Here is a 21,329-nt window from a genome sequence, read left to right on the forward strand (position 1 = left end):
TGATTCGGGGCGTAACGTCAAATATATACAGATCGGTCTAAAGCGGTGGGTGGACAGACACTCCCGCCACGCAGACAGGAGTCGGCCTCATGACTACGCCAATCGTCGGAAGCCGAGGACCAGTGACTCCGGAGTCGCGGAATCCCGATCGCGACTACCCCCAGATGGTGGGGGACCGCGGTCTCGTCGAGCCCTCACCACGTCGGGTACGCGGCTACTTCGATGACGTACTCGTATTCGACACGACCCGCGCCCTTTACGTCTGGGAGATCTCCTACTACCCGCAGTATTACATTCCGGTGTCTGACGTTCGCATGGAGCGTTTGCAGGACGAGAACCACGCCCAGAAGCTGCAGTTCGGTTCCTCGCGGCTACATTCGTTGACCTCGCCTGAGCGCACACTGAAGTCTGCTGCCCGCGTGTACGATTCGGGTTCGGTCGCCGGCACCGTCCGATTCGAATGGGACGCGCTCGAGTGGTTCGAAGAGGATGAACCCATTATCGGTCATCCACGCAACCCCTACATCCGTGTCGACTCGTTGCGTTCCCATCGTCACATCAGGGTGGAGCTCGACGGCGTCGTTCTGGCCGAAACCCACAGCCCAGTCTTGCTCTTCGAGACAGGGCTGCCGACCCGTTTCTACATCGACCGCACTGACGTCGCGTTCTCACACTTGGAGCCGAGCAACACCGAAACCATATGCCCCTACAAAGGAATCACCTCGGGCTACTGGACAGTCAGGGTCGGGCAGGCTGTGTATCCCGATCTCGCCTGGACCTACGACTACCCGTTGCGCGAGGTCGCTCCCATCGCCGGGATGATCGCGTTCTACAACGAAAAGCTGGACATCTTCGTCGACGGTGCCCGATTGCCTCGGCCGCACACCCACTTCGGCTAGGGCTGCCTCTGCAGGGCTGCGTCGATGAGCGCTTCGGCTACTGCGCGAGACGTGTTGACGGTTGAGGGTCGTCTGTCCAGCCATGCCGAAACTCCTGCGCCGTCGAACAGCACGACAAGCTGCTCGGCCAGCTCCTCGGCATGCGGTACCTCGGCGGCAAAGGCCAGATCGAAGAACAGGTTCTGTAGCCAGTCCCGGTATTCGGTGACGATTTCCTCGACGACTTCGCCCGGTAAGGCTTCGGCGCTCGCGGTCACCAGCGCACACCCGTGAAAACCTGGTTCGACGAACGACTGCCCTTGGACCTCGAAGACGCCCACCAGACGTTCTCGGGGTGTGTTGTACCGAGGGAGTTCTCGGGCAACCGCGTCCTGCAGCCGGGTGTGACGGGCACGCAGGTAGGTGCGGATGAGCTCGTCTGTGCTTCCGAACGCGTCGCGAAGCGTGTCGAGCGGGACGCCGGCCTTCTCGATGACCCGGTCGATGTGCACCCGGTGCAGGCCCTCGTGATAGAACAGCTCGTCGGCGGCGTCGAGAAGACGTTGACGAACCGATGCGCGATCGATGACGGGCTCGTCCATATCCGTGATCCCATCTGCCAATTGGGCCGCCGCCACCGACGCGGCGACACTCCTCAAGGGGTAACCAGCGGTCGGCTAGAGGGTATTCCCGGCTCCACCGTTGGTGGGGACGATCAGTGAAACAATGATTCGGACTCGCTTGGCGGCACTCGTAGATGAAGTCCGCGATCGTGGCGCTGATCTCGTCGGGGCTGTCTTCCTGCACGAATTGTCGGGTACGTCAGCCGTTTCATCCGACGATCGGAAGCTGCAGCCAAGACGCTGCGTCGCCGCCGGTGTGCACCGTGGTACGGCCGCCGAAGATATCGGCCGGCCGGTCGAGAAGATCGTTGTGCTGGAATGGCCCCGAACCCTGCAGCGGGACACCGAAATTGAGCAGGCGTCCCGCATTGACGACACCGGGGAACTTCCAATCGGTGCCTTGGACGGTCAGCGCCACGCGGTAGCCCCGGGGCAACACCACGCTGGTGGGCCAGATCTCGATGTCCAACTGATAGGTCTGGCCCGGCGTGAGCGGTTGGATCTCATCGTGCGTGTGGTACGGCCGGTATGGCGTGCTCATCACGGGGTCGAGCTCGCGCTTCGACGCGCGCAGCCAGCCTTTGGACAACGCCGAGTGCGAATCGAGGGCGCCCTGGAAGATGACTTCGTCGCCTTGGGGGGAAAACGCGCGAACAGCCCCGCCGCGTAGCTGCGGCTTTTCGCCAGACCGGGCGGTGTTTGCCGCTCCCCGGTCAGGTAGTAGGTCGACGCCCGTAGATACCGGGCACTGGCGCTGCGCGTAAAACCTTGCCGCAGGTCCTGTTTGGCGTGTCCTTCTCGGTCCGCTGCAGCGTTGCCCCAAGCCGCGGTCCAAGCGTCGATGTCGGGGTCGCCGTTGCGCAGCGACGCCAGCAAGCGGTCGATCTGCCCGAGTTGACCGCCGGCCATGAGGCACAACATCACCGCAGACGACCAGGTGTAGTTGTTCGGGAAGTAGGAGAACAAAGGCGATTCCTGTCGGCCTACAGTTCGCCGGCTACGGCCCACACCGCGTGCAGCGCCGATGCGTCTGTTTGGAAGGGGTTGAGCACCAGGTCGGTCGCGCCTGCGGCGCGGTATCGCAGGAGCTGACCGATCACCTCATCCGGATTGCCGATGACTGCGATGTCGGCGGCGCGATTGATGCCCTCACGCGCCATGACCTTCTGGTAGGAGGGGAATTGGTCGTAGAACCCCAGGCTCTTCGCCGCCTCCGCGCGGGCTGCGTCGGGGTGGTTGGTGACGGCCACGGGGATGGAGGCGATGATCCGCGGCGGTGGGCGGCCTGCGTCGGTGGCGGCTTGAGCGATGGTGGGCGCGATGAACTCTTCGACGGTGCGTGGGCCGGCCAGATAGGACAGGGTGCCGTCGGCCAGTTCGCCCGCGACCCGCAGCGCGCGCGGCCCCAACGCTGCGACGTAGATGGGGAACGGGGTACCGCCGGCTACCGCTGGTGACAGGGGTGGGCTTGCGACCAGTTCCTGGCCGTGGAAGTCGACCTCGCCGTCATCGCGGATCGACCGCAACACGGTGAGGTATTCGCGGAGGAACGCGATCTCCTTGCCAGGCGGAATTCCAAATGCGCGCTGTTGCAGAGCGTTTCCGCCGGGACCGATGCCGAGGCTGAAGTTTCCGTGCGCGGCGGCCTGCGCGGTCTGCGCCGCGGCGGCGACGAGCAACGGATGACGAGGGTTGATCGGAACGATGGCGGTGCCGACGCCGAGGCCGGGTACCGCGCTGGCGATCACCGCTGCCAGTGCCAACGCGTCGACATCGAATCGTTGACCGAGCCACACGTGGCGCACGCCGCGGTGGAAGGCCGTAGACGCTTGTGAAACCGCATCGTCTACCGCGTTCGCGGCGGCGGGGTCAGGTCCGATGACGACTCCGGTGGACATGGCCTACGACCGATTCCAGGTCTGGCTAGGAAGGGAATTCGTCTTTGAACATCGGCAGCCCGCTTTGGGAGTCCTCCCGTGTCGCTTCGTCTTGGATGACATCCCAATGTTCGGCAAGCAGACCGTTTTCGATCCTCACGATGTCTGCGGCTATCCAGTTGGCGGGTTGGCCGACATTGGTGAACCGGCCGTGCAGCATCACGTAGTCGTCAGTGGCGACGACCAGCCCGTTCTCGTAGCGCATATCTGCGGGCGAGGCTTTGACGAGCTCGAACAGGCCCTCGCGTCCCGGCTGGATGTGCGCGCTGTGCTGAATGTAAGTTGCCGACCAAAACGCTTCCGCCGCTGCGTAATCCCGCTTGTTGAACAATGTGTCGAATGCGTGCAGGACGAATGACTTGGTCTGTTCCTCGGTAGATGTCATGATTGCCTCTCGTGACTCGTAGGTGGGCTTGTAGTTCCGCGGGAATCGACATTCTGTTTCGATTAGCGTGGCGAATTGTCTTACGCTGCGGCATTTGTAGCGTTGCGCGCTACCGCGTGGAAGGCCTCGAGTTCGTCGATGATGTCGGGCCCGGTCGGTTGGTAGATGATTTCGGTGATGCCCTGGTCGGCGAGTTCGGCGACGCGGCGGCTGATTTGGTCGGCTGTGCCGGTCAGGGTGGTCTGGGTGATGGCCTTCCAACTGCCCGCCGCCCACGCGGCGGTGTCGGCGCGGTTCAGCGCCACCAGGTGTTGGTCGTGCACCGCGAGGTGCCGCTCCTGCGACGGGGTCTGGTTGATGGTCTCGAGCCAGACGTCGCCGCCGGGCAGGGTGGTGACGTCGCCGCCGAATTCGTATGCGGCGTGGTAGGCCAATGCGTTTCCTGGCCCAGCGGCCGCTTGCACCCGTGGCGAGTCCAGTGTCTCGCCCTGGGCGAGGACGGTGCCGTGCACGCCGAGGGCAGCCCAGGTGAACTGCGTGGCGTAGCGGGTCTCGCCGTTGACGGTGAACAGCCCGTCGGCATGTTCGATGGCGACGTTGACGCCCTTGGGGCCGAGCGCGGAGATGAGGAGGGGAACCTCGATGGGGCGCAGGGGTGCGAACCCGGGCGGGTGCAGCATCTGCATCAGGCAGTTCCGCCAGCGGACGGGTTCGCCGCGGAGCAGGGCGCGGAACGTGCGGATGTAGTCTTCCAGAAACGACCAGGTGCTCGGTGCGGCGCCTAGCGCGCGGGCGCCGGTGAAGCCGGTGCCGAATGCGACCGCGACCCGTCCTGGGGCAAGCGCTTCCAGCGCCGCGGTGGCCGAGGCGTTGACCATGGGATGACGCAGGGTGGGGACGAGCACGCCAGGACCCAGGCCGATCGTGGTGGTGCGTTCGGCCGCCAACGCGAGCATCATCCACACGTCCGGGCTTTGGTGCGGTGTGTCGAACAGCCAGGCCCGGTCGTAGCCGAGTTGCTCGGCGGCCGCGATGTGCTCGGGGGAGTGCAGCGAGGTGGCGAACTGGGCGGAGATGTTCATCTTGGTCGGCATGGCGTTAGCCCCTCGTCGGGAAGGTGTCGCCGAACATGGGGAGCCCACTCTTGGACTCCTCCGCTGTGGCCTCGTCCTGCAGGACATCCCAGTGTTCGGCGAGCAGGCCGTCCTGCATGCGCACGACGTCGACAGCGATCCAGTTGGCCGGCAGCCCGGTATTGGAGAACCGGCCGTGCAGCATCACGTAGTCGCCGTTGGCGATGGTCAGCGCGTTCTCGTAACGCATCTCTGCCGGTGAGGCCTTGATCAGATTGAACAGGCCGTCACGGCCCGGCTCGATGTGCGCGCTGTGCTGGATGTAATCAGGCGACCAGAACCGTTGCGCCGCTGCGTAATCACGCCGATTGAACAACGTGTCGAACGCCTCCAGCACGAGCGTCTTGTTGCGCTCCTCGGCCGGAATACCGATGGACGTCCGCGGTGCGACGGGCTCGAACACCATGATCGGGATGTCGCGTCCCGCGGCGAGCCGTCGATACTCGGGAAAGTGCGGCCAAAATCGCTCGGCCACCGTCCAGTAGTGCCGTTTCTCGTCCCCGCTGACCTCGCGGGCCTGGAACTCCTTGACGCTGGCGCCGTCCTGAAGTCGAACCCGTGGGTGGGCAACCAGATTGGCGTACCACGACGGGTTTGCGGGCGCACCACCCGCGGATGCCACGGCCACGTACCGATCACCGTCGACGATCCGCATCACCGGGTTCTTCCGGACCTTGCCCGATTTCGTTCCCACGGACGTCAAGATCACCACCGGCCGGCCTTCCAACGTTCCGCCCTCGCGCCCGTCGCTGGCTTCATACTCGGCCACCTGGTTGCGGCTGCGTTCCACGCGGCTTGGCACGTATTCGCCGTCAAGGCTGCTCTCGGCAATCAGAGTCATCTCTCGGCCCTTCGATGTCTGGCGACCTGCTCGTTCCATTTAGACAGGTCTGACTAAAGATGAAGATAGCCGTAGCCCGCCAACCCTGTCAACGCCTGTCGCCACTGCTGCGGGCACGATCCTGCGTCTGTCGCGTACATTGACGCGCATCCTGATGTTCAGACAAGTCTGTCTGGTAAACTGCCGTGATGGCGACGAAGACAGCGAAACGGCCGTCGGCGCGTGAACGACTGCTCGCCGCGTCTGACGAGCTGTTCTACCGCGACGGTGTCCATTCCACCGGTATCGACGCCGTCATCGCGAAGGCGGGCGTGGCCAAGGGCTCGTTGTATTACATCTTCGGGGGGAAAGACGAACTGGTCGCCGCCTATCTTCGTGGCCGCCTCCATGCGTGGCAGCAGCGAATCGAGGAGCGCCAGGCCGGTGTCGACGATCCAGACGAGAAGATCCTCGCGATCTTCGACGCGATCGCTGACTATGTGTCCCTTCCGGGGTTCCGCGGCTGTCCCTTCGTCAATGCCGCCGCCGAAGCCCCGGCGGGAGAATCCCACCAGCAGGCCATCGAGGAGTACCGCGATTGGATCCGGCAGACCTTCGTCGAACTCGCCGCAGCAACCGGGCTCGCTGACTCCGAGGCGCTGGCCGACGCACTCGTCCTCCTCTACGACGGCGCGTTGGCGACGGCGAGTACGGCCGAGCCGGCGCGGACCGCGGCGATGACCGCCAAACGCATCGCCCGGCTCACCTTGGCAGCCGCGAACGCCTCGCGCTCGGGCTGATTCGGGTCGTCGGAATCTGGTGTCCTGTCATCCGGTTGAGGACAGAACTCCGTCGAGCAGGGTGGCCGTGGTCTCCCACAGGTCGGCTTGAAATCGCGCACTACGTCCGGGTTCTGGGCAGGCGAGGGGCGCGGCGTCCTTGACGGAGAAATAACCACTGGTGGTTTCGGCGAAGACGGGGTCGGTGGCAAGTCGCACGATGATTCCTGCGCCGCGGCGCGGGTCGCCGATCCGCAATGCGCGCAGAAGTCGTTCGAGTACTCCGGCGAACGGTAGGTCCCTGCCGAGGCCGCTGACGTTGAAACCGGGATCACAGCAGTTCGCCGTCACACCCGTGCCTGCCAACCGTCTGCCGAGTTCTTGGGTGACCATGATGTCCATCAACTTCGATCGGAAGTACAGAGTCATGGCCTCGCGCCTGGTGTACGTCGCGGTCGCGGTCAGATCTGGGAGGGGGTCGATGCGGCCGGCCCACCGGGCACCCTCGGACGCGACCGTGACGACCCGCGCTGGCGCCGACGCCACCAGCTTGCCGCGCAGCGTGTTGGTCAGCACCCACGGAGCGAGGTAGTTCACGGCCACCATCTCGGCGAATCCGTCGGGTGTGATGCGCTGGGAAAAGGCATGCACACCAGCGTTGTTGATCAACACGTCGATTCGCTCGTAGCGTGCGTCGATCTGCTTCCCTGCTCGCTGAACGTCTCGCAACGACGTGAGGTCGGCGAAGAACGCGTCGACCGGCGTACCTGGGGCCACCAGCAGGATCTCCCGGCGCAGCTCGTCCACCTTCACCTGGCTGCGGACGACGACGCCAAGGTGGGCGCCCCAGCGGGCGAGCTCGAGGGCAGCGATTCGGCCAAGGCCGTTGGTGGCCCCGGTGATGATGACGACCGGTCGGGTGTCCATGGATTCTCCGTTCGCACCTAGTAATGAGGTACCTCAGGACTATAGCATCGCTGAGGTACCTCATGAATTCCGAAGTCTCGGTGGAAGCGCTGTGCCGTATCGCCGTTCGCGCTGGGCGCCAAGACCTTCGGCGACGAACGGGCCGGTGGCCTTAGCTCAGTTCCCCTGTGGTGTCGTCGATGACTCTGAGGATTTCGTCCAGACGCGCCAGCTGCTTGCGGTCGAGGGCGCCGAAGATTTGCCGGAGCATGTGTTCGCCCGCCTTGGTGCCCGCCGCGAGCGCCGCGGCTCCCTCGTCGGTGAGCGCGACGAGTTTGGCCCGACCGTCGTCCGGATCGGGCGTGCGTTCGACAAGCCCGTCGCTCGCCAGACTCTCGACCGCCTGAGTGACCGACCGCGGGGCGAAGCCCAACTCCTGGGCCAGCGCCGTCTGACGGATCGAGCCCGTCCCCTCGAGTACTTCCAGTACCTTCCAGCGCGCCAGCGACAGGCCGCTGCTGACCATGTGTTTGTCCAGCACCTTCCGAACCTGTTGGGCCAGGACGAGATAACGCAATCCCAGCCGCTCGGGCTCGGAGCCGTCGGCCACGGTCATCGCGTCAGTCCTTGGGACGGCTCCGGGCGGCACACATCGATACTATATTCATGAGGTACCTCACGTGGTTACCTGCGATCGTGCCGCCCCCTCCTGGTGGCCGATACGCGACTCGCTACTTGCCTGCCACGTCGAGCACGACCCGGAACCGGGCCTGACCCGACATCATCCGTTCGTAGGCCTTCGGGGCGTCCTCGAAGGGCAGCTTCTCGATCATCGCGGCCACGCCGTTCGCGGCGCTGAAGGCCAGGCTGTCCTCGTTCTGGATGGGGGTGCCGGTCAGGCTCCCCAGGATCGAACGACCGCCAAAGATCAGGTCGGACGTCGAGACCTCGATGGGGTCGGGCGCGGCGCCGACGACCACCAGTTGGCCGTGTGGCCGCAGACCGGCCAGCAATGGCGACATCGACGCCCCGCTGGCGGCGGTCGCGATGATGGCGGCAGCACCGCCGAGTTCGGTCAACGCTGCGCCGGGATCGGTTGCCGCACTATCGATGTAGTGGTGTGCGCCAAGCTGTTCGGCAAGTGCACGCTTGTCTTCGCCCCGGGCGATCGCCGCCACCCGATACCCCAGTCTGTTCGCGTACTGCACACCGAGGTGGCCCAGACCGCCGATGCCCTGGATGGCGACCAGCGCGCCGGGAGGCGCGTCGATGCTCTGTAGCGCGTTGAACGTGGTGATGCCTGCGCACAGCAGCGGGCTGGCGTCCAGCGACGACAGCTCGGTCGGGATCCCGACCAGACCGGTGGCCCTGGCGTAGACGACTTCGGCGTAGCCGCCGTCCTCGGTCGTGCCGGGCTGGGGCTGGTTGGTGCAGTTGACGAAGTCGCCGCGGGCACACCACTCGCAGACACCACAGTGCCCGCCGAGGAAGCCCACTCCGACCCGGTCGCCGACCTTCCAGGTGGTCACGGCGTCGCCGACCGCGTCGATCGTTCCGACGATCTCGTGCCCGGGGACGACGGGCTGGCTGGGATCGGGACGAATGCCCTCAGCGCCAAGGAAGTCACTGTGGCAGACACCGCAGGTCTCTACCCGGATGCGAACGTGGTCGGCATTCGGCGCAGCCACCTCGCGGTCCACCAACTCGAACTGGTGCTGTCCGGTCGCTTGCCAGGCGCGGTAGGTGTCAGACATCGGTCCTCCATTTTATTGAGATGGGTCGTCGCGAGCGGTTGCTCGGCGTCGTGCGCGGTGGGCGCGGGCGTTGGCCTTGTTGCCGCATGTTGCGGTGTCGTGCCAGACCCTGCTGTTGTTCTTGGAGCGGTCGTAAAGCGCGGTGCGGCATAGCGGTTCGTGGCAGAGCTTGAGCCGGCGGAAGGTGTCCTGGCCGTGGGCGGTGGCGGCTTCGATGGCGATGGCCGCGGCCAGCCACGCGGCACCCGAACCGCGTGGTTCGAGGTGCGCGCCTGCGCTGGTGATGGTGACGCCTGCGGTGCCTGTGATGACGGCATCGGTGCGGAGAGCGTCGTGGTCGCCAAGGACCGAGCGCAGGGTGTCTCGGACGGCACGTAGGCGGGGGAGTTCGGCCTCGGTTGCGAGTAGGTGCGGGTCGTCTGCGCCAAACGATGCGCACCAATGCGGCAGGACCGCGTCGATCCAGTGCTGTGCGGTGTCGACCTGGCCCAGCAGATCCACGAAGTCGGGCAGGTGGCCCAACCCGATGGTGTTGGCCAGCTCCTGGCTCAATACGAGCTGCGCAGGGGCAAGCGTGGCGGTGCCGAACCGGCTACTTGCCGGGTAGTCGAAGCCCGCTGCGCGATCCTCCATAGTAAGAAGCATACGCGGATTACCTATTACGTCAACCGTCCATGGACTAGCCTTGATTGCAGGACACTGCAATAATGCAGTTCACTGAACCAATACCGCCTTCGAGAGGGACGCACATGGGACTCACCGTCGACGAGGTCCTGTCGGGCGTTGACCTGACCGGGAAGGTCTTCGTCATCACCGGCGCCACCAGCGGACTCGGTCTGATGGCCGCCCGCGGGCTCGCTTCGGCCAGAGCCACGGTGGTGCTCGCGGGTCGGGATCCGCAACGTCTTCTGTCTGCGGCTGAGGACATCACATCCGAATCGCCCACCGCAGCAGTCGAAACGGTCGAGATGGAGCTGGGCAACCTGGCCAGTGTTCGTTCGGCCGCCGCCGAGCTCGTGGCGCGGTTCCCGGGCATCGACGTCTTGATCAACAACGCGGGAGTGATGTTCACGCCCTTCGGCCGAACCGAGGACGGGTTCGAGCTTCAATTGGGCGTCAATCACCTCGGGCATTTCGAGCTGACGCGCGGCGTGATGCCATCGCTGCTCAACACGGGGTCTGCGCGGGTGGTGAACCTCAGTTCGGACGGTCATCACATCTTCGACATCGATCTGGAGGATCCCAACTGGGAGCGACGGCCATACGACAAGTTCAAGGCCTACGGCTCGTCCAAGACGGCCAACGTCTTGTTCACCGTCGCGCTGGACGCCCGGTACCGCGACACCGGCGTGCGGAGCTTCGCGGTGCATCCCGGTACGGTCGCCACGTCTCTGTCGCGGCACATGTCACGGGACGACATGAAGGCGATGATGGGGCTGGGGACGGCCAGCAGTGAGCCGGCCGCGAAGCCTGCCAGGCTGGAGGTCATCTCGGCCGAAGAGGGTGCGGCCACCTCGGTGTGGGCATCGGTGTCCGACGATCTGGCTGGAGTGGGCGGTCTCTACCTCAAGGAATGCGCGGTCAGCGATAACGTGATGCCCTATGCGACGGATCCTGTTCGCGCCGAGCAGCTTTGGACGGTATCGGAACAGCTGTGTGGCTCATGACGTTGCATGCTCGTCCTGCGGCACCGGCCCGAGCAGCATGCCGGGCACCAGATTTGCGCAAGTGGCCACTCAGTTATCGGCGGCCAAGAGTCCGGGTGCCGTCTCGCCGAACGCACCGATTGCGAAACCCGGTAGCGACGACACAATTATCGGTATACGGTTAGTTCGTATACCGTCATGCTGTTTGTTTGAGTGGCGTCAGGAAGGATTCCCGTGCCGTCAAGTGATCCGATTACCAGCCCATTCGGTCGGCATTCCACCGCCGACGAGGTCATCGCGGGAATGGACATGACGGGGCATCGCGCAGTCATCACTGGCGCTAGCTCGGGTATCGGTGCCGAAACTGCCCGCGCCCTGGCTGGCGCTGGTGCCGAGGTAACTCTGGCAGTGCGCAACGTCGAAGCCGGACGTCGTGTCGCCGAGTCGATCACAGAGCGTACGGGAAACTCCAACATCGCTGTAGAGCCCTTGGAGCTAGCTGACCGGCATTCAGTGGACGCCTTCGTCAAACGGTGGAAGAGTCCGCTGAACATGCTGATAAACAACGCGGGAGTAATGGCGGAGCCGCTACGGCGGACCGAGGAGGGATGGGAACACCAATTCGCCACGAACTACCTTGGGCATTTTGGTTTGGCGGTGGGATTACACGACGCGTTGGCCGTCGGCGCACCGGCAAGGGTTGTGGCACTGACATCGTCAGGACACTTCTTCAGCCCAGTGGTCTTCGACGATCTGCAGTTCGAGCGTAGGCCTTACGACCCGTGGCTGGCCTACGGGCAGTCGAAGACCGCCAGTGTGCTTTTCGCGGTCGAAGCCACACGGCGTTGGGGCGCAGACGGCATCACTGCCAATGCAGTGATGCCGGGGGGCATCCGGACCGAACTGCAGCGGCATCAGTCAGGACCCGAATGGGAAGAGGTCGACCGGACCTACGACTGGAAGACGGTCGAAGAGGGAGCTGCCACAACGGTGTTCGTCGCCACTACTCCGCTGCTGGCCGGCATCGGAGGACGCTATTTCGAAGACTGCCATGAGGCGGAGGTGGTAGATCCCGAGCTCGGGCATGAGCGCCAACAGGGCGTGGCCGCTTATGCCCTCGATGCAGAGGCTGCAACCCGCTTGTGGGAGAGCTCCCTGGAACTGCTCAACCGTTAGCCCGACGGCTAGCCCGTAACTAGACGTTCGACACGCGCGTCGATGAAGCCTTACGAACAACCCACGACGAAGACGCCATGCGACAGCATCCGCGACGAGATTGTCACTTCGGTCGGAAACCTAGTGTCCTCAGGCGACTTCGAGAACGCGCAGTCCCCCACATGCACCCGCGCAGCGAGGCGGCGTCCCGAGGATCGGTTCGCACCGCTTTGCCACGCCCAGCCTCGCCGCCGGATACCGGATGCGGCTATGACCGGGTGTGACTATCGCGTGTTCGCCACGAAACCGACCGCTGGCTGTGGCGGTCCACAGACGAAATGTGTTGTGCGAGACGTGCTGCACATCCTCGCCGGTGCCCCGAAGGATCGCGTTTCAGCCAACACCGTGCTGCCCACCGTTTGGCACTTGCAGGTACACCGTCTATCGGGATACGGTATACCAGGTCGAGTGTGATGTAGCACGCGGTGGACGATTCGCGTCCTGCCGCTGCTTCGCGCTTGTCCGGAGGCGACAAGCGCCGACCCGCACAAAATGTATGGAGGTGTTAGTTGTGACGACACTGGCAGATAGCTCGATCGAGATTCCAGACTTCACTGATCCGGCTACGTTCGTGGCAGGCATTCCGCACGATGCCTTCGACGAATTGCGTGCGCGGCCGGGCCTGTACTGGCAGGACGCGGCCGACGGCACCTACAACGGCGGATTCTGGGTTGTCACACGGTTCAACGAGGTTGTCGAGATCGAGCAGGAGCCGGGGGCGTTCAGCTCGGTTCCCGGTGCGTTCTTTCCCCTGGCGAACATGGGCGGCGACGGTCCCATGAGCAAGCACATCCTGTTCATGGACCCACCCGTGCACAGCCGCGTGCGCCGCGTGGCGATGAAATCCTTTGGCCCGCGGGTGGTTGCGCATTTTGACGAGTGGATCCGTGAAATCGTCAACGAGACACTTGACGACGCTTTGCAGCGTGGCAGCTTCGACTGGATCGCGGATGTTGCTCGGCTGATTCCGTCCCGAGTGATCGCGGCGGTCATGGGCGTGCCGCGCGAACTGCGCGGCCAGGTAGTGGACTGGTCCGACGCCATCTTCACGGGCCAGGTCAACCAGGATGATGGGGCGGCGTTGGCGCAAGCGTTCGGGGAAGTCAATGCGTACATGGCCGAGCTGGGTCAGAAAAAGCTGCGTGATCCGCAGGAGGACGTGGTCAGTGTGCTTGCTCAGTGCCTAGACCGCCGCGAGATCGACGAAGGCGAATACGCCATGTACACCGCAGCGCTGCTGATTGCCGGATATGAAACAACCCACACGCTGATCGGCCAATCCATGCGACACATCCTTGAGGACAAGGATATTCGGGACACGTGCAACTCTGCCTTCGACGCCGGCGAGTTCAACCCCGTCGTCGAAGAGTTCCTTCGCTTCGTGACGCCTGCAATGAACGTCACTCGCACGGCCACCGAGGACATCGATTTCCACGGACAGGCAATCCGACGCAACGACACGATGCAACTGATGTTGATCGCTGCCAATCGTGACCCCGAGGTGTTCGTCGACCCACACTGTTTCGACCCACTGCGGCCTCGCGGTAAGGCGCTGGCAGGTGGGGACGGCCTAGCGTTCGGTAGTGGTCTGCACCGGTGCGTGGGCAACGTGCTTGCAAAGATGGACTCGCGCATCTTGTTCGAGGAGATGCACCGCCGCGACATTCGTCTGGAGATCAACGGCGAGCCGCAGCGCGGGTGGAGCACACTCATCAACCAGCTGCTGTCGCTACCGGTCCGCGTTGTCTAGTCGCATCGCTGAGGAATCACGTCCTCGCAGCAGATGCCGCCCGCCCGACACGCGCGTCCTCTCCGCGCGGGGGAGGCGTTACGTACAGCAATATGGGCGCGCCTGCAAGCCCATCGCGCATGATCTGGCAAGGAGTTGCTCATGCCCCGGATTGTCTTCATCAAGCCCAACGGCCAACGCCAAGAGATCGTCGCCGCGACCGAAGAGTCGGTAATGCAGGCAGCCGTCAACAATCTCGTCGACGGGATTGTCGGTGAGTGTGGCGGTGATTTGTCTTGTGCGACATGCCATGTCTATGTCGACCCGGACTGGTTCGACGCACTACCTCAGCCCAGCGACGATGAGGAAGACATGCTTGAAGCGACATCCGAAGAGCCGACGAAGTTCAGCCGTCTCTCGTGCCAGATCGGGTGTCACGGCAAGCTCGATGGGCTCGTCGTCCATGTGCCAGCAACTCAGCGGCTCTAAGCAGACCGGGTAGTCGAATCGAAACGGTTACACCACCTCCTTGCCTAATATCCGTACACCGGATACGGTATACGAGTAACGAATGAGGGCAAGTTCGACCCGTAAGGCGGCCCGCGAAGCCAACTGGCCTGATTACCCGTTCGCTGGTCAATTGTGTGAAATTGCGAATCACTGGAGGGAAGAAATGACGTTCCGTCACGCGGTCCTGATCAACTTCAAAGCCGACGCTGACGAGTCGTATCGCACGAAGGTCGCGCAAAGCGTGAACGGTCTACCCGAGGCAATTCCGGAGGTGCGTGCGGTGGCGTGTGGGACCGACGCAGGCGTCACCGCGGGCAGCAGCGACTTCGCGATCATCGTCGATCTGGACTCGGTCGGTGACTATGCGTCGTACGAACGGCACCAGGCGCACCTCGATCTCGTCGACCTCATCCGGCAAGGGGTCGAGAGCCGCACTGTCGTCGACTTCGAGTTCTAGAGAAGAGGAATCTCCTTGTCAGCAACGGAACTCATCCGATGAGTCGAAGCGATGCGACCCTGCAAGCGGTGCTGCAGACCGCGATCGATCGCGGCGAACGCGGTGTACAGGTCGCGGCATATCTCGGTGAAGACCTGATCATCGACAGCTGGATCGGCAACGCCGATTCGCACGGGACCAAGGTGACGGGATCGACTCTGTTCCCCATCTTCTCGGTGACGAAGGGGCTGGCTGCCACCGCGATTCACCTACAAGCTGAGCGGGGCTTGCTGGACTATGAGTCGCCGGCCGCCGCGTACTGGCCTGAGTTCAAGGTCAACGGCAAGCAGGACATCACGGTGCGTCAACTGCTGACCCATCAAGCCGGCCTTCCGCAGATGCCTGCTGGCGTCACCCCTGAACGTCTGCAGGACTGGGAGTGGTGTGTGGAGAGCATCGCCGCGCTCGAGCCAATCCTGCCCGTGGGTTCCAGCGCTTACGCGTCGCTGAGCTACGGATGGCTATTGGGCGAGCTCGTCCGCCGCACCGATCCCGCCCGTAGGAATTTCGCCCAGTTCACCCGCGAAGACATTCTCGAGCCGCTCGGCATCGACGATTTCTACGTGGGAATGAATGGTCGCCAGCATGACCGGATCGCCCAACTGACGACCGGCGCCACCCTGCGCGTCGATCCGCCACCACTTCGGGCGCAGGCGATGCCGGCAGCGGTGGAGCCCGGCGAGTTGTGGAACAATCCAGTCCTCTACGACGCCGTCATCCCCGGCGCCGGCGGTATCGCCAACGCCCGTTCCGTGGCACGACTTTTCGCGATGATTGCGGGTAAGGGGAACCTGGGCGGCCGCAGGCTACTCAGCGCAGACCGCGTCGCAGCCTTCACCGAGCCCCGACCGAATTCCGATCAGATCGACCCGGTACTCGGCCAGGTGCCATGGATCGGCATCGGCGGGTACTGGTTGGGCGGCGAGACACCGCCTGCCGAACCCGTCATCGGCACCGGACGACACACGTTGGCATCCAACGGCGCTGGAGGATCCATCGCGTGGGCCGACCTGGACACCGGCCTCGCGGTCGCCATTTGCCATAACCGGATGTTCCGCATCGTGCCGCCGTTACCACCCGGCGAGCACCCATTCCACGAGATCGGTGAATACGCACGGTCATTGGCTGCCTGAGCGCAAGGCATCCGATGGGCCAGAACGAAGGGAATGAGGAGCTATCAGCACATGAGTGAGTCAATCCACTATCTCGGCGACACCGTCGACAGGTGCCCCTATGACTACTACGCGGAAGCCCGTGCGCGCGAGAAGGTCACCTGGGAGGACCCGACGAAGAACTGGGTCGCCGCTTCTTACAACGCGGTTCGGGACGTCCTGACCGACGAAGATACCTTCGCCCGGCCGCTGCCGACCCAGATCGTGCCAAGCGAGAAGTACAGCCGGATCGTTGCCTCGCCATTCAGCCTCGTCGGTGAGGAACGCCTGGCGCACCGTCGGTGGTGGTTGCAGATCTTCAACCCGCGCGAGATCGAGCGGTACCGCGCGGGTGTCGTCTCTGAGATCGTAGAAGCCACGGTCGACGAGATCGCCCCGCGCGGGCGCGCAGAACTGGTGCAGGACTATGCCGAACGCGTGTCCGACCGCGTCATCGCCGGTGTGCTTGGTCTGCCGTGGCGCGACGACGATTACATGGCCGAGATGCGGGTCAACCTGAACAAGATCGAGCACTACAAGGGCATCGTCTACCTCAAACCCGAGGAAGCGATACCGCATGCCGAGATCGCGCTTGCCGCGACCTACGAAGTGGACCGGCTCCTGCGCCCCTACATGGATGAACGCAAGACGAATGCCGACGACAGCATCATCAGCCGGGTGTGGCGCGACGAGGCACTTGACGGGTGGACCGAAGATTCCCGGTACGGCCTGGTTCGAACCTTCTTCGCAGGCGGCAGCGATACGACGCGTACATCGATGGTCAACGCGCTGCACCTGATACTCACGACGCCGGGAATGCTCGAGAAGGTGCGGCATGCCGATGCGCGTACCGTCGGCAACTTCATCGAAGAGGCGTTGCGCCTGGTCGGGACGGTTCATTTCCGTAACCGCATCTGCCAGCGAGACTTTGAGCTAGAGGGCGCGGACGTTCACGAAGGCGACAAGGTCGCCGCCGTGATCGGGTCTGGAAACCGTGACGCCACCAGGTTCGACGATCCCGACGAGGTAGATCTCGAACGCAAGAACCCCCGTCAGCACCTCGCGTTCAGCGTCGGGATCGGTGCGTGCGCTGGCTCGTCCCTCGCCAGAGTCGAGTTACAGGAGGGAGTCTCGCGGATCGTGAATCGGCTGGAGAACCTTCGGTTGGATCCCGATGCTCCCGAGCCCGGGTTGGAGGGCTCCATATTCAAGCTCACTACACCGGTTCACGTCCTATTCACATCGCAGCCGGTGTGACCGCACGGCTCGCAGGGCGAGAAACGACCAAGCGGCGAACGGCCGCATGTTGATCACATCGAAACGCGAGGAGAACGAACCAATGGGCAGGCTTGAGGGCAAGGTCGCCATCATCACCGGGGGAGCCTCTGGACTGGGTGAGGCCACGGCACGGCTCTTCGCTGAGGAGGGAGCCGCAATCGCGCTTGGTGACATCCACGACGAGCGCGGCGCTGATGTGGTCAGGAAGATCGAGGCCGAGGGCGGCAAGGCAACGTACCAATACACCGACGTGCGCAATCCCGATCAAGTGAAAGCACTAGTGGATCATGCCGAACAGACCTTCGGGCACGTGCACATCATGGTGGCCAACGCCGGAATCGGCGGTGCCGCTTCGCGGAAGCTTCTCGAAGACGTCACCGAGGACGAGTTCGACGAGGTGATGCAGGTCAATGCGGCGGGCGCCTGGCGCTCGTTCAAATACGCTGCACCCGCGATCCGCCGCGCCGGCGGTGGCGCGATGACGTCGAGCGCGTCGATCGCCGGCCTGACCACATTGGGTGGCGCGAAGCTGGCCGCCTACAGCGCCTCGAAGCAGGCGGCCGTCAGCATCACTCGGCATTTCGCCGCCGAGCTCGCCGACGACAACATCCGAGTCAACTGCGTGTGCCCAGGACGGATGCTGACCAACATCGACGAGTCATACAAGTATGACGATCACGAACTGGAGAAGGCGCGAGCCACCCGCCGCACCGGCAAGATCGAGGGCGCGCGTCGCGTCATCTGCGAGCCGATCGAGGTGGCATACCTGCACCTGTTCCTGTGCTCGGATGAGGCGTCGTTCGTCAACGGCCAGGCGATCATGGCAGACGGCGGCGGTGAGTTGTTCCTGAATCGCGCAGGTACTGTCACCCCGCCGACGAAGCAGCCATGATCATCGCCGTTCGAAACCCGTTGGGCAACCACGCCACTGGTGGTACCTGGGCAGTTTGGCTGCAGGGAGCGATCTGACGATGGCGGTTTCCACGGACTGCACGCGACTGACGGACAAGATCGCAATCGTCAGCGGAGGGACGCGCGGCATCGGGCGAGCGATCGCCGAGCGCTTCGTCGCTGAGGGGGCCCTCGTGATGGTCGGTGACGTCACGAGCCCAAACGCCGATGGCGTCGCCAAGGAGCAGTTGCGCTTCGAGACGCTCGATGTTCGTGAGCGGGAGTCGTGGAAACGCATTGTCGCTCGATGCCACGCGGTGTTCGGTCCGCCCAACGTGCTTGTCAACAACGCCGGCGTGATGATCCCCAGCTCGATAGCGGATACCGACGGCAGCGACTACCGAATGAGCTTCGACGTCAATGTGCTCGGCGCGGTGTTCGGAATCCAGGCCGTCATCCCCGCAATGCGTGAACGCGGCGGCGGATCGGTGATCATCGTGTCCTCGACCGCCTCGATGGTTGGAGCGGCAGGGTTCGCCTCGTACGCGGCCAGCAAGGCCGCCAACATGTCGTTGGCCAAGTCGGCAGCGCTCGAGCTGGGGCCATCGGCGATCAGGGTCAACTCGCTGCACCCCGGGGGAGTGGAGACTCCCATGAGCCAGGGTCCTGCATTCGATGGCTTCGACCAAGACGCCTTCTACGCGCGATTCCCGATCCCACGGATTGCGCAGCCCGAAGAGATCGCAGGCGCCGCAGCCTTTCTGGCCTCCGACGACAGCGGCTTCGCCACCGGGTCCCATCTCTTCGTCGACGGGGGTCAGCTTGCGGGGCCGGCCCTATGACCGTGCCTCGAGCGTTCCGCCGTCCATCGCCGACATGCCAACACAGCCCCGGAGGAAGTACATGACATCACAGGTCGAGCAGTTCATTCCGTTCGAGGACCCCAACTTCTACATCGGTGATCCATATCCGGTGTTCGCCCGCCTGCAGCGCGACCACCCGGTCTACTACTACGAACCGCTGGACATCTTCGTACTCACGAAGATCGATGACATCCGCGAGGCCGCCCGGCAGGCCGGTGTCTTCTCATCGGGCCATGGGCTGTTCCTCAACGATCTGCGCATGCAGAAGGACACCGCCGCCGAGACGTCGGTCTTCGACGGGTTCTTCCCCAGCGATGCAGAGCATTTCGCGTTTGCCGACCCACCTCGCCACAAGACACTGCGGAGCCTGATCACTCCGGCCTTCGCCGTCCGCAACATCAATGACATGAAGCCGCTGATCGAGCAGTACATCACCGAACTGATCGACAAGATCCAGCCAGGTGTTCCGATCGACTTCGTCACCGAGATCGCCGACCAGCTCCCCATCATGATCGCCACCCGCCTGTTGGGAATCACGGTGCAAGACATCGAGATGGTCAAGAACTGGAGCGACTCCCTCGAAGACATGAACTCCGTTGACACCTTGGAGGAGATCGAAGCGGCAAAGACAGCGTTCGCCGCGATGAACACGGTATTCGAAGAGGAGTTCGCCCGCCAGCGTGTTACGCCTGGTAGCGGTCTGGTCGCCGACATGTTGCAGGCCAGCCTTGACGGGCAACCGGTGACGGACGCGAACATCTTGGCCTACAGCACAACGGTATTGGCCGCAGGCAGCGACACCACAAGGGCACTGCTCACCGGCACCATGTTGGCGTTCGCAGACTTCCCGGATCAGATGGCTCTTCTCAAAGAGGACCGGTCACGGGTGAATCTCGGCATCGAAGAAGCGTTGCGCTGGGTAACTCCCGCCCGTTCATTCGTCCGGACTGCATTGCAGGATACAGAGATTCGTGGCGTCAAGATCAAGGCTGGTCAACGGATCTTCTTGCTCTACGCGGCAGGCAACTTCGACGAAGAAGCCTTCGCGAATCCACATACGTTCGACGTCGGTCGCGCAAACGCAACCCAGCACGTCGCGTTCGGGTTCGGGCCTCACATGTGCATTGGGGCACAGCTGGTACGCACGGAGATGAGGATCTTCCTCAGCCAACTTCTCGACCGGTTCTCGAGCATACGCAAGGTCAGCGAGCCCGTACCCGTCGTCCATGTGTTGCGGCACAGCTGGTTCAGCGCGCCATTGGTCTTCGACGAGTAGTCACGACGTAACAGGAAGGAACTGCCCATGACCGATCATCCGCACGCCGCGAGTGCTCTGAAGTTCTTCGATGCCTGGAACACCGACTTTCCGACGATGTGCGCGTCGTTTCACGAGTACTTCGCAGAAGACGCGATTTGGTGGAACACACCGGTTTTCCCTCAAGTCCATGGCGTCGACGAGGCGTACGAACAGATCCTGCGGCCTTCCAACGAGAGTTCGCTGGCGATGGACCGTATCCACGTTGAGACGCTCAACATCGCGCAGGTAGGCAATCTCGTTTACAACGAACGCATCGACCACATCATCCGCGCCGACGGATCGGTGGCGCTGTCGATTCCGATATGCGGTGTCATCGAGTTCAACGAGGACGGCCTGATCAAGCATTTTCGTGACTACTGCGACACCACTGCTCTCGTCGCCGCGATGGCCGGTGACCAGTAGCGATTCAACAAACCGCTCCAACAACTCTCGGGCGAATACCCCGGAAAGGAATTTTCATGACATTGAGCGCAATTGAAGACAACGCCGCCCTGATCGTGCTTGACCTGCAGGTCGCAACGGCAGGCATGCCGACAACGCCGAACACATCCTCGGACATCTTCGAGCACTCCGCCCGACTGGCGAAGGCATTCCGCGACAAGAACCTTCCGGTGGTGTGGGTGAACGTGGCAGGCGGCAGTTCGGGACGGGTGGACGTCTCCCCCCAGATGGGGGACCTGCCGGAGAACTGGACCGACCTGCCCGAGGAGCTCGGTGTGGCACCGTCGGACAAGACGTTCAGCAAGTTCGGGTGGGGCGCGTTTCACGACGACCGCATGGAGGCCTTGCTGATGGAGGTCGGTGCCGGCCAATTGTTCCTAACCGGTGTCACCACCAGCCAGGCCGTGGAATCGACGGCACGGTCCGCTCATGAACGCAATTACCATGTCGTGGTCGTCACCGACGCCATCGGGGACCTCGACGCTCATGCCCACAGCCACAGCGTGAACCAGATCTTCCCGAAGCTTGCCGAGCTGGCAACGACAGAGGAAGTTCTGGCACGCCTGTGACACCGTC

The 21,329-nt window shown here is 63.5% G+C and carries 24 protein-coding genes; 14 read left to right on the forward strand and 10 right to left on the reverse strand.

The annotated features are described in order from the left end of the window. Positions 1 to 164 precede the first annotated feature (164 nt). Positions 165 to 899, forward strand: coding sequence for a DUF427 domain-containing protein (locus HNP02_RS38160; protein ID WP_255507452.1), 735 nt, complete (start codon positions 165 to 167; stop codon positions 897 to 899). Here HNP02_RS38160 and HNP02_RS38165 read toward each other — a convergent pair. The 6 genes from HNP02_RS38165 to HNP02_RS43925 form a co-directional block, all read right to left on the reverse strand. After that, complete coding sequence (locus HNP02_RS38165; RefSeq protein WP_184445852.1) at positions 896 to 1,480, reverse strand: TetR/AcrR family transcriptional regulator; 585 nt, start codon at positions 1,478 to 1,480, stop codon at positions 896 to 898. The two genes, HNP02_RS38160 and HNP02_RS38165, sit on opposite strands and share 4 nt — an antisense overlap. Positions 1,481 to 1,709: 229 nt before the next feature. After that, positions 1,710 to 2,090, reverse strand: a complete 381-nt coding sequence (locus HNP02_RS44235; RefSeq protein WP_375373760.1) for a CocE/NonD family hydrolase C-terminal non-catalytic domain-containing protein — start codon at positions 2,088 to 2,090, stop codon at positions 1,710 to 1,712. 394 nt (positions 2,091 to 2,484) lie between these two features. Further along, on the reverse strand, positions 2,485 to 3,399 hold the full coding sequence (locus HNP02_RS38175) for a TIGR03564 family F420-dependent LLM class oxidoreductase (RefSeq protein ID WP_184445854.1): 915 nt from the start codon (positions 3,397 to 3,399) through the stop codon (positions 2,485 to 2,487). 25 nt (positions 3,400 to 3,424) lie between these two features. After that, positions 3,425 to 3,823, reverse strand: coding sequence for a nuclear transport factor 2 family protein (locus HNP02_RS38180; RefSeq protein ID WP_184445855.1), 399 nt, complete (start codon positions 3,821 to 3,823; stop codon positions 3,425 to 3,427). 80 nt (positions 3,824 to 3,903) lie between these two features. Next, positions 3,904 to 4,917 carry an LLM class flavin-dependent oxidoreductase gene (locus tag HNP02_RS38185; protein ID WP_255507443.1) on the reverse strand — a complete coding sequence of 338 codons (1,014 nt, stop codon included), beginning with the start codon at positions 4,915 to 4,917 and terminating at the stop codon, positions 3,904 to 3,906. A gap of 4 nt (positions 4,918 to 4,921) precedes the next feature. Further along, entirely contained in the window at positions 4,922 to 5,797 is an 876-nt protein-coding gene (locus HNP02_RS43925; RefSeq protein ID WP_309241848.1) for a nitroreductase/quinone reductase family protein, read from the reverse strand. A gap of 188 nt (positions 5,798 to 5,985) precedes the next feature. Here HNP02_RS43925 and HNP02_RS38200 point away from each other — a divergent pair, with 188 nt between their 5' ends. Continuing rightward, on the forward strand, positions 5,986 to 6,576 hold the full coding sequence (locus HNP02_RS38200) for a TetR/AcrR family transcriptional regulator (RefSeq protein ID WP_184445856.1): 591 nt from the start codon (positions 5,986 to 5,988) through the stop codon (positions 6,574 to 6,576). A gap of 27 nt (positions 6,577 to 6,603) precedes the next feature. On the opposite strand, the gene HNP02_RS38205 is transcribed toward HNP02_RS38200, so the two are convergent. The 4 genes from HNP02_RS38205 to HNP02_RS38220 all read right to left on the reverse strand — a co-directional run bounded on the left by HNP02_RS38205 (position 6,604) and on the right by HNP02_RS38220 (position 9,848). Beyond that, positions 6,604 to 7,482, reverse strand: coding sequence for an SDR family NAD(P)-dependent oxidoreductase (locus tag HNP02_RS38205; protein ID WP_221318474.1), 879 nt, complete (start codon positions 7,480 to 7,482; stop codon positions 6,604 to 6,606). Positions 7,483 to 7,633: 151 nt separating this feature from the next. Continuing rightward, on the reverse strand, positions 7,634 to 8,077 hold the full coding sequence (locus tag HNP02_RS38210; protein ID WP_221318475.1) for a MarR family winged helix-turn-helix transcriptional regulator: 444 nt from the start codon (positions 8,075 to 8,077) through the stop codon (positions 7,634 to 7,636). A 115-nt stretch (positions 8,078 to 8,192) separates the two neighbouring features. Further along, the gene (locus HNP02_RS38215) at positions 8,193 to 9,215 is read right to left on the reverse strand and encodes an alcohol dehydrogenase catalytic domain-containing protein (protein ID WP_184445857.1); all 1,023 of its coding nucleotides are present in this window, start codon (positions 9,213 to 9,215) and stop codon (positions 8,193 to 8,195) included. A gap of 12 nt (positions 9,216 to 9,227) precedes the next feature. Beyond that, positions 9,228 to 9,848 (reverse strand): CGNR zinc finger domain-containing protein, encoded by a 621-nt coding sequence (locus HNP02_RS38220; RefSeq protein WP_184445858.1) that lies wholly within the window; start codon positions 9,846 to 9,848, stop codon positions 9,228 to 9,230. Positions 9,849 to 9,964: 116 nt separating this feature from the next. Between HNP02_RS38220 and HNP02_RS38225 the strand changes: the two genes are divergently transcribed. From HNP02_RS38225 to HNP02_RS38280, 12 genes are all read left to right on the forward strand, one after another. Beyond that, on the forward strand, positions 9,965 to 10,882 hold the full coding sequence (locus HNP02_RS38225; RefSeq protein WP_184445859.1) for an SDR family NAD(P)-dependent oxidoreductase: 918 nt from the start codon (positions 9,965 to 9,967) through the stop codon (positions 10,880 to 10,882). Positions 10,883 to 11,095: 213 nt separating this feature from the next. Then, on the forward strand, positions 11,096 to 12,037 hold the full coding sequence (locus tag HNP02_RS38230; protein WP_309241849.1) for an SDR family NAD(P)-dependent oxidoreductase: 942 nt from the start codon (positions 11,096 to 11,098) through the stop codon (positions 12,035 to 12,037). A 610-nt stretch (positions 12,038 to 12,647) separates the two neighbouring features. After that, positions 12,648 to 13,826, forward strand: a complete 1,179-nt coding sequence (locus tag HNP02_RS38235) for a cytochrome P450 (protein ID WP_309241850.1) — start codon at positions 12,648 to 12,650, stop codon at positions 13,824 to 13,826. A gap of 141 nt (positions 13,827 to 13,967) precedes the next feature. Beyond that, a complete protein-coding gene (locus tag HNP02_RS38240; RefSeq protein ID WP_184445860.1) occupies positions 13,968 to 14,294 on the forward strand; it encodes a 2Fe-2S iron-sulfur cluster-binding protein in 327 nt (108 codons plus the stop codon). 184 nt (positions 14,295 to 14,478) lie between these two features. Continuing rightward, positions 14,479 to 14,772, forward strand: coding sequence for a Dabb family protein (locus HNP02_RS38245; protein ID WP_184445861.1), 294 nt, complete (start codon positions 14,479 to 14,481; stop codon positions 14,770 to 14,772). A 38-nt stretch (positions 14,773 to 14,810) separates the two neighbouring features. Further along, positions 14,811 to 15,944 (forward strand): serine hydrolase, encoded by a 1,134-nt coding sequence (locus tag HNP02_RS38250; protein ID WP_184445862.1) that lies wholly within the window; start codon positions 14,811 to 14,813, stop codon positions 15,942 to 15,944. Between the two features lie 51 nt (positions 15,945 to 15,995). Next, complete coding sequence (locus tag HNP02_RS38255) at positions 15,996 to 17,219, forward strand: cytochrome P450 (RefSeq protein ID WP_184445863.1); 1,224 nt, start codon at positions 15,996 to 15,998, stop codon at positions 17,217 to 17,219. Between the two features lie 82 nt (positions 17,220 to 17,301). Next, positions 17,302 to 18,132: an SDR family NAD(P)-dependent oxidoreductase gene (locus HNP02_RS38260; protein WP_184445864.1), complete on the forward strand. Its 831-nt coding sequence runs from the start codon at positions 17,302 to 17,304 to the stop codon at positions 18,130 to 18,132. A gap of 79 nt (positions 18,133 to 18,211) precedes the next feature. Beyond that, positions 18,212 to 18,973 carry an SDR family NAD(P)-dependent oxidoreductase gene (locus HNP02_RS38265; protein WP_184445865.1) on the forward strand — a complete coding sequence of 254 codons (762 nt, stop codon included), beginning with the start codon at positions 18,212 to 18,214 and terminating at the stop codon, positions 18,971 to 18,973. A gap of 61 nt (positions 18,974 to 19,034) precedes the next feature. Next, a complete protein-coding gene (locus HNP02_RS38270; protein WP_184445866.1) occupies positions 19,035 to 20,270 on the forward strand; it encodes a cytochrome P450 in 1,236 nt (411 codons plus the stop codon). Between the two features lie 27 nt (positions 20,271 to 20,297). Beyond that, on the forward strand, positions 20,298 to 20,714 hold the full coding sequence (locus HNP02_RS38275) for a limonene-1,2-epoxide hydrolase family protein (RefSeq protein ID WP_184445867.1): 417 nt from the start codon (positions 20,298 to 20,300) through the stop codon (positions 20,712 to 20,714). Between the two features lie 56 nt (positions 20,715 to 20,770). Further along, a complete protein-coding gene (locus tag HNP02_RS38280) occupies positions 20,771 to 21,322 on the forward strand; it encodes an isochorismatase family protein (RefSeq protein WP_184445868.1) in 552 nt (183 codons plus the stop codon). The last annotated feature ends 7 nt before the right edge of the window (positions 21,323 to 21,329 follow it).

It is taken from the genome of Mycobacterium sp. AZCC_0083 (assembly GCF_014202335.1).
GTDB lineage: Bacteria > Actinomycetota > Actinomycetes > Mycobacteriales > Mycobacteriaceae > Mycobacterium.

Bases quoted from the DNA above. Each gene is read 5' to 3' on its own strand.
- HNP02_RS38160 (WP_255507452.1), top strand. From the start codon at position 165: ATGGTGGGGGACCGCGGTCTCGTCGAGCCCTCACCACGTCGGGTACGC.
- HNP02_RS38165 (WP_184445852.1), bottom strand. From the start codon at position 1,480: ATGGACGAGCCCGTCATCGATCGCGCATCGGTTCGTCAACGTCTTCTC.
- HNP02_RS38175 (WP_184445854.1), bottom strand. From the start codon at position 3,399: ATGTCCACCGGAGTCGTCATCGGACCTGACCCCGCCGCCGCGAACGCG.
- HNP02_RS38180 (WP_184445855.1), bottom strand. From the start codon at position 3,823: ATGACATCTACCGAGGAACAGACCAAGTCATTCGTCCTGCACGCATTC.
- HNP02_RS38185 (WP_255507443.1), bottom strand. From the start codon at position 4,917: ATGCCGACCAAGATGAACATCTCCGCCCAGTTCGCCACCTCGCTGCAC.
- HNP02_RS43925 (WP_309241848.1), bottom strand. From the start codon at position 5,797: ATGACTCTGATTGCCGAGAGCAGCCTTGACGGCGAATACGTGCCAAGC.
- HNP02_RS38200 (WP_184445856.1), top strand. From the start codon at position 5,986: ATGGCGACGAAGACAGCGAAACGGCCGTCGGCGCGTGAACGACTGCTC.
- HNP02_RS38205 (WP_221318474.1), bottom strand. From the start codon at position 7,482: ATGGACACCCGACCGGTCGTCATCATCACCGGGGCCACCAACGGCCTT.
- HNP02_RS38210 (WP_221318475.1), bottom strand. From the start codon at position 8,077: ATGACCGTGGCCGACGGCTCCGAGCCCGAGCGGCTGGGATTGCGTTAT.
- HNP02_RS38215 (WP_184445857.1), bottom strand. From the start codon at position 9,215: ATGTCTGACACCTACCGCGCCTGGCAAGCGACCGGACAGCACCAGTTC.
- HNP02_RS38220 (WP_184445858.1), bottom strand. From the start codon at position 9,848: ATGGAGGATCGCGCAGCGGGCTTCGACTACCCGGCAAGTAGCCGGTTC.
- HNP02_RS38225 (WP_184445859.1), top strand. From the start codon at position 9,965: ATGGGACTCACCGTCGACGAGGTCCTGTCGGGCGTTGACCTGACCGGG.
- HNP02_RS38240 (WP_184445860.1), top strand. From the start codon at position 13,968: ATGCCCCGGATTGTCTTCATCAAGCCCAACGGCCAACGCCAAGAGATC.
- HNP02_RS38245 (WP_184445861.1), top strand. From the start codon at position 14,479: ATGACGTTCCGTCACGCGGTCCTGATCAACTTCAAAGCCGACGCTGAC.
- HNP02_RS38250 (WP_184445862.1), top strand. From the start codon at position 14,811: ATGAGTCGAAGCGATGCGACCCTGCAAGCGGTGCTGCAGACCGCGATC.
- HNP02_RS38255 (WP_184445863.1), top strand. From the start codon at position 15,996: ATGAGTGAGTCAATCCACTATCTCGGCGACACCGTCGACAGGTGCCCC.
- HNP02_RS38260 (WP_184445864.1), top strand. From the start codon at position 17,302: ATGGGCAGGCTTGAGGGCAAGGTCGCCATCATCACCGGGGGAGCCTCT.
- HNP02_RS38265 (WP_184445865.1), top strand. From the start codon at position 18,212: ATGGCGGTTTCCACGGACTGCACGCGACTGACGGACAAGATCGCAATC.
- HNP02_RS38270 (WP_184445866.1), top strand. From the start codon at position 19,035: ATGACATCACAGGTCGAGCAGTTCATTCCGTTCGAGGACCCCAACTTC.
- HNP02_RS38275 (WP_184445867.1), top strand. From the start codon at position 20,298: ATGACCGATCATCCGCACGCCGCGAGTGCTCTGAAGTTCTTCGATGCC.
- HNP02_RS38280 (WP_184445868.1), top strand. From the start codon at position 20,771: ATGACATTGAGCGCAATTGAAGACAACGCCGCCCTGATCGTGCTTGAC.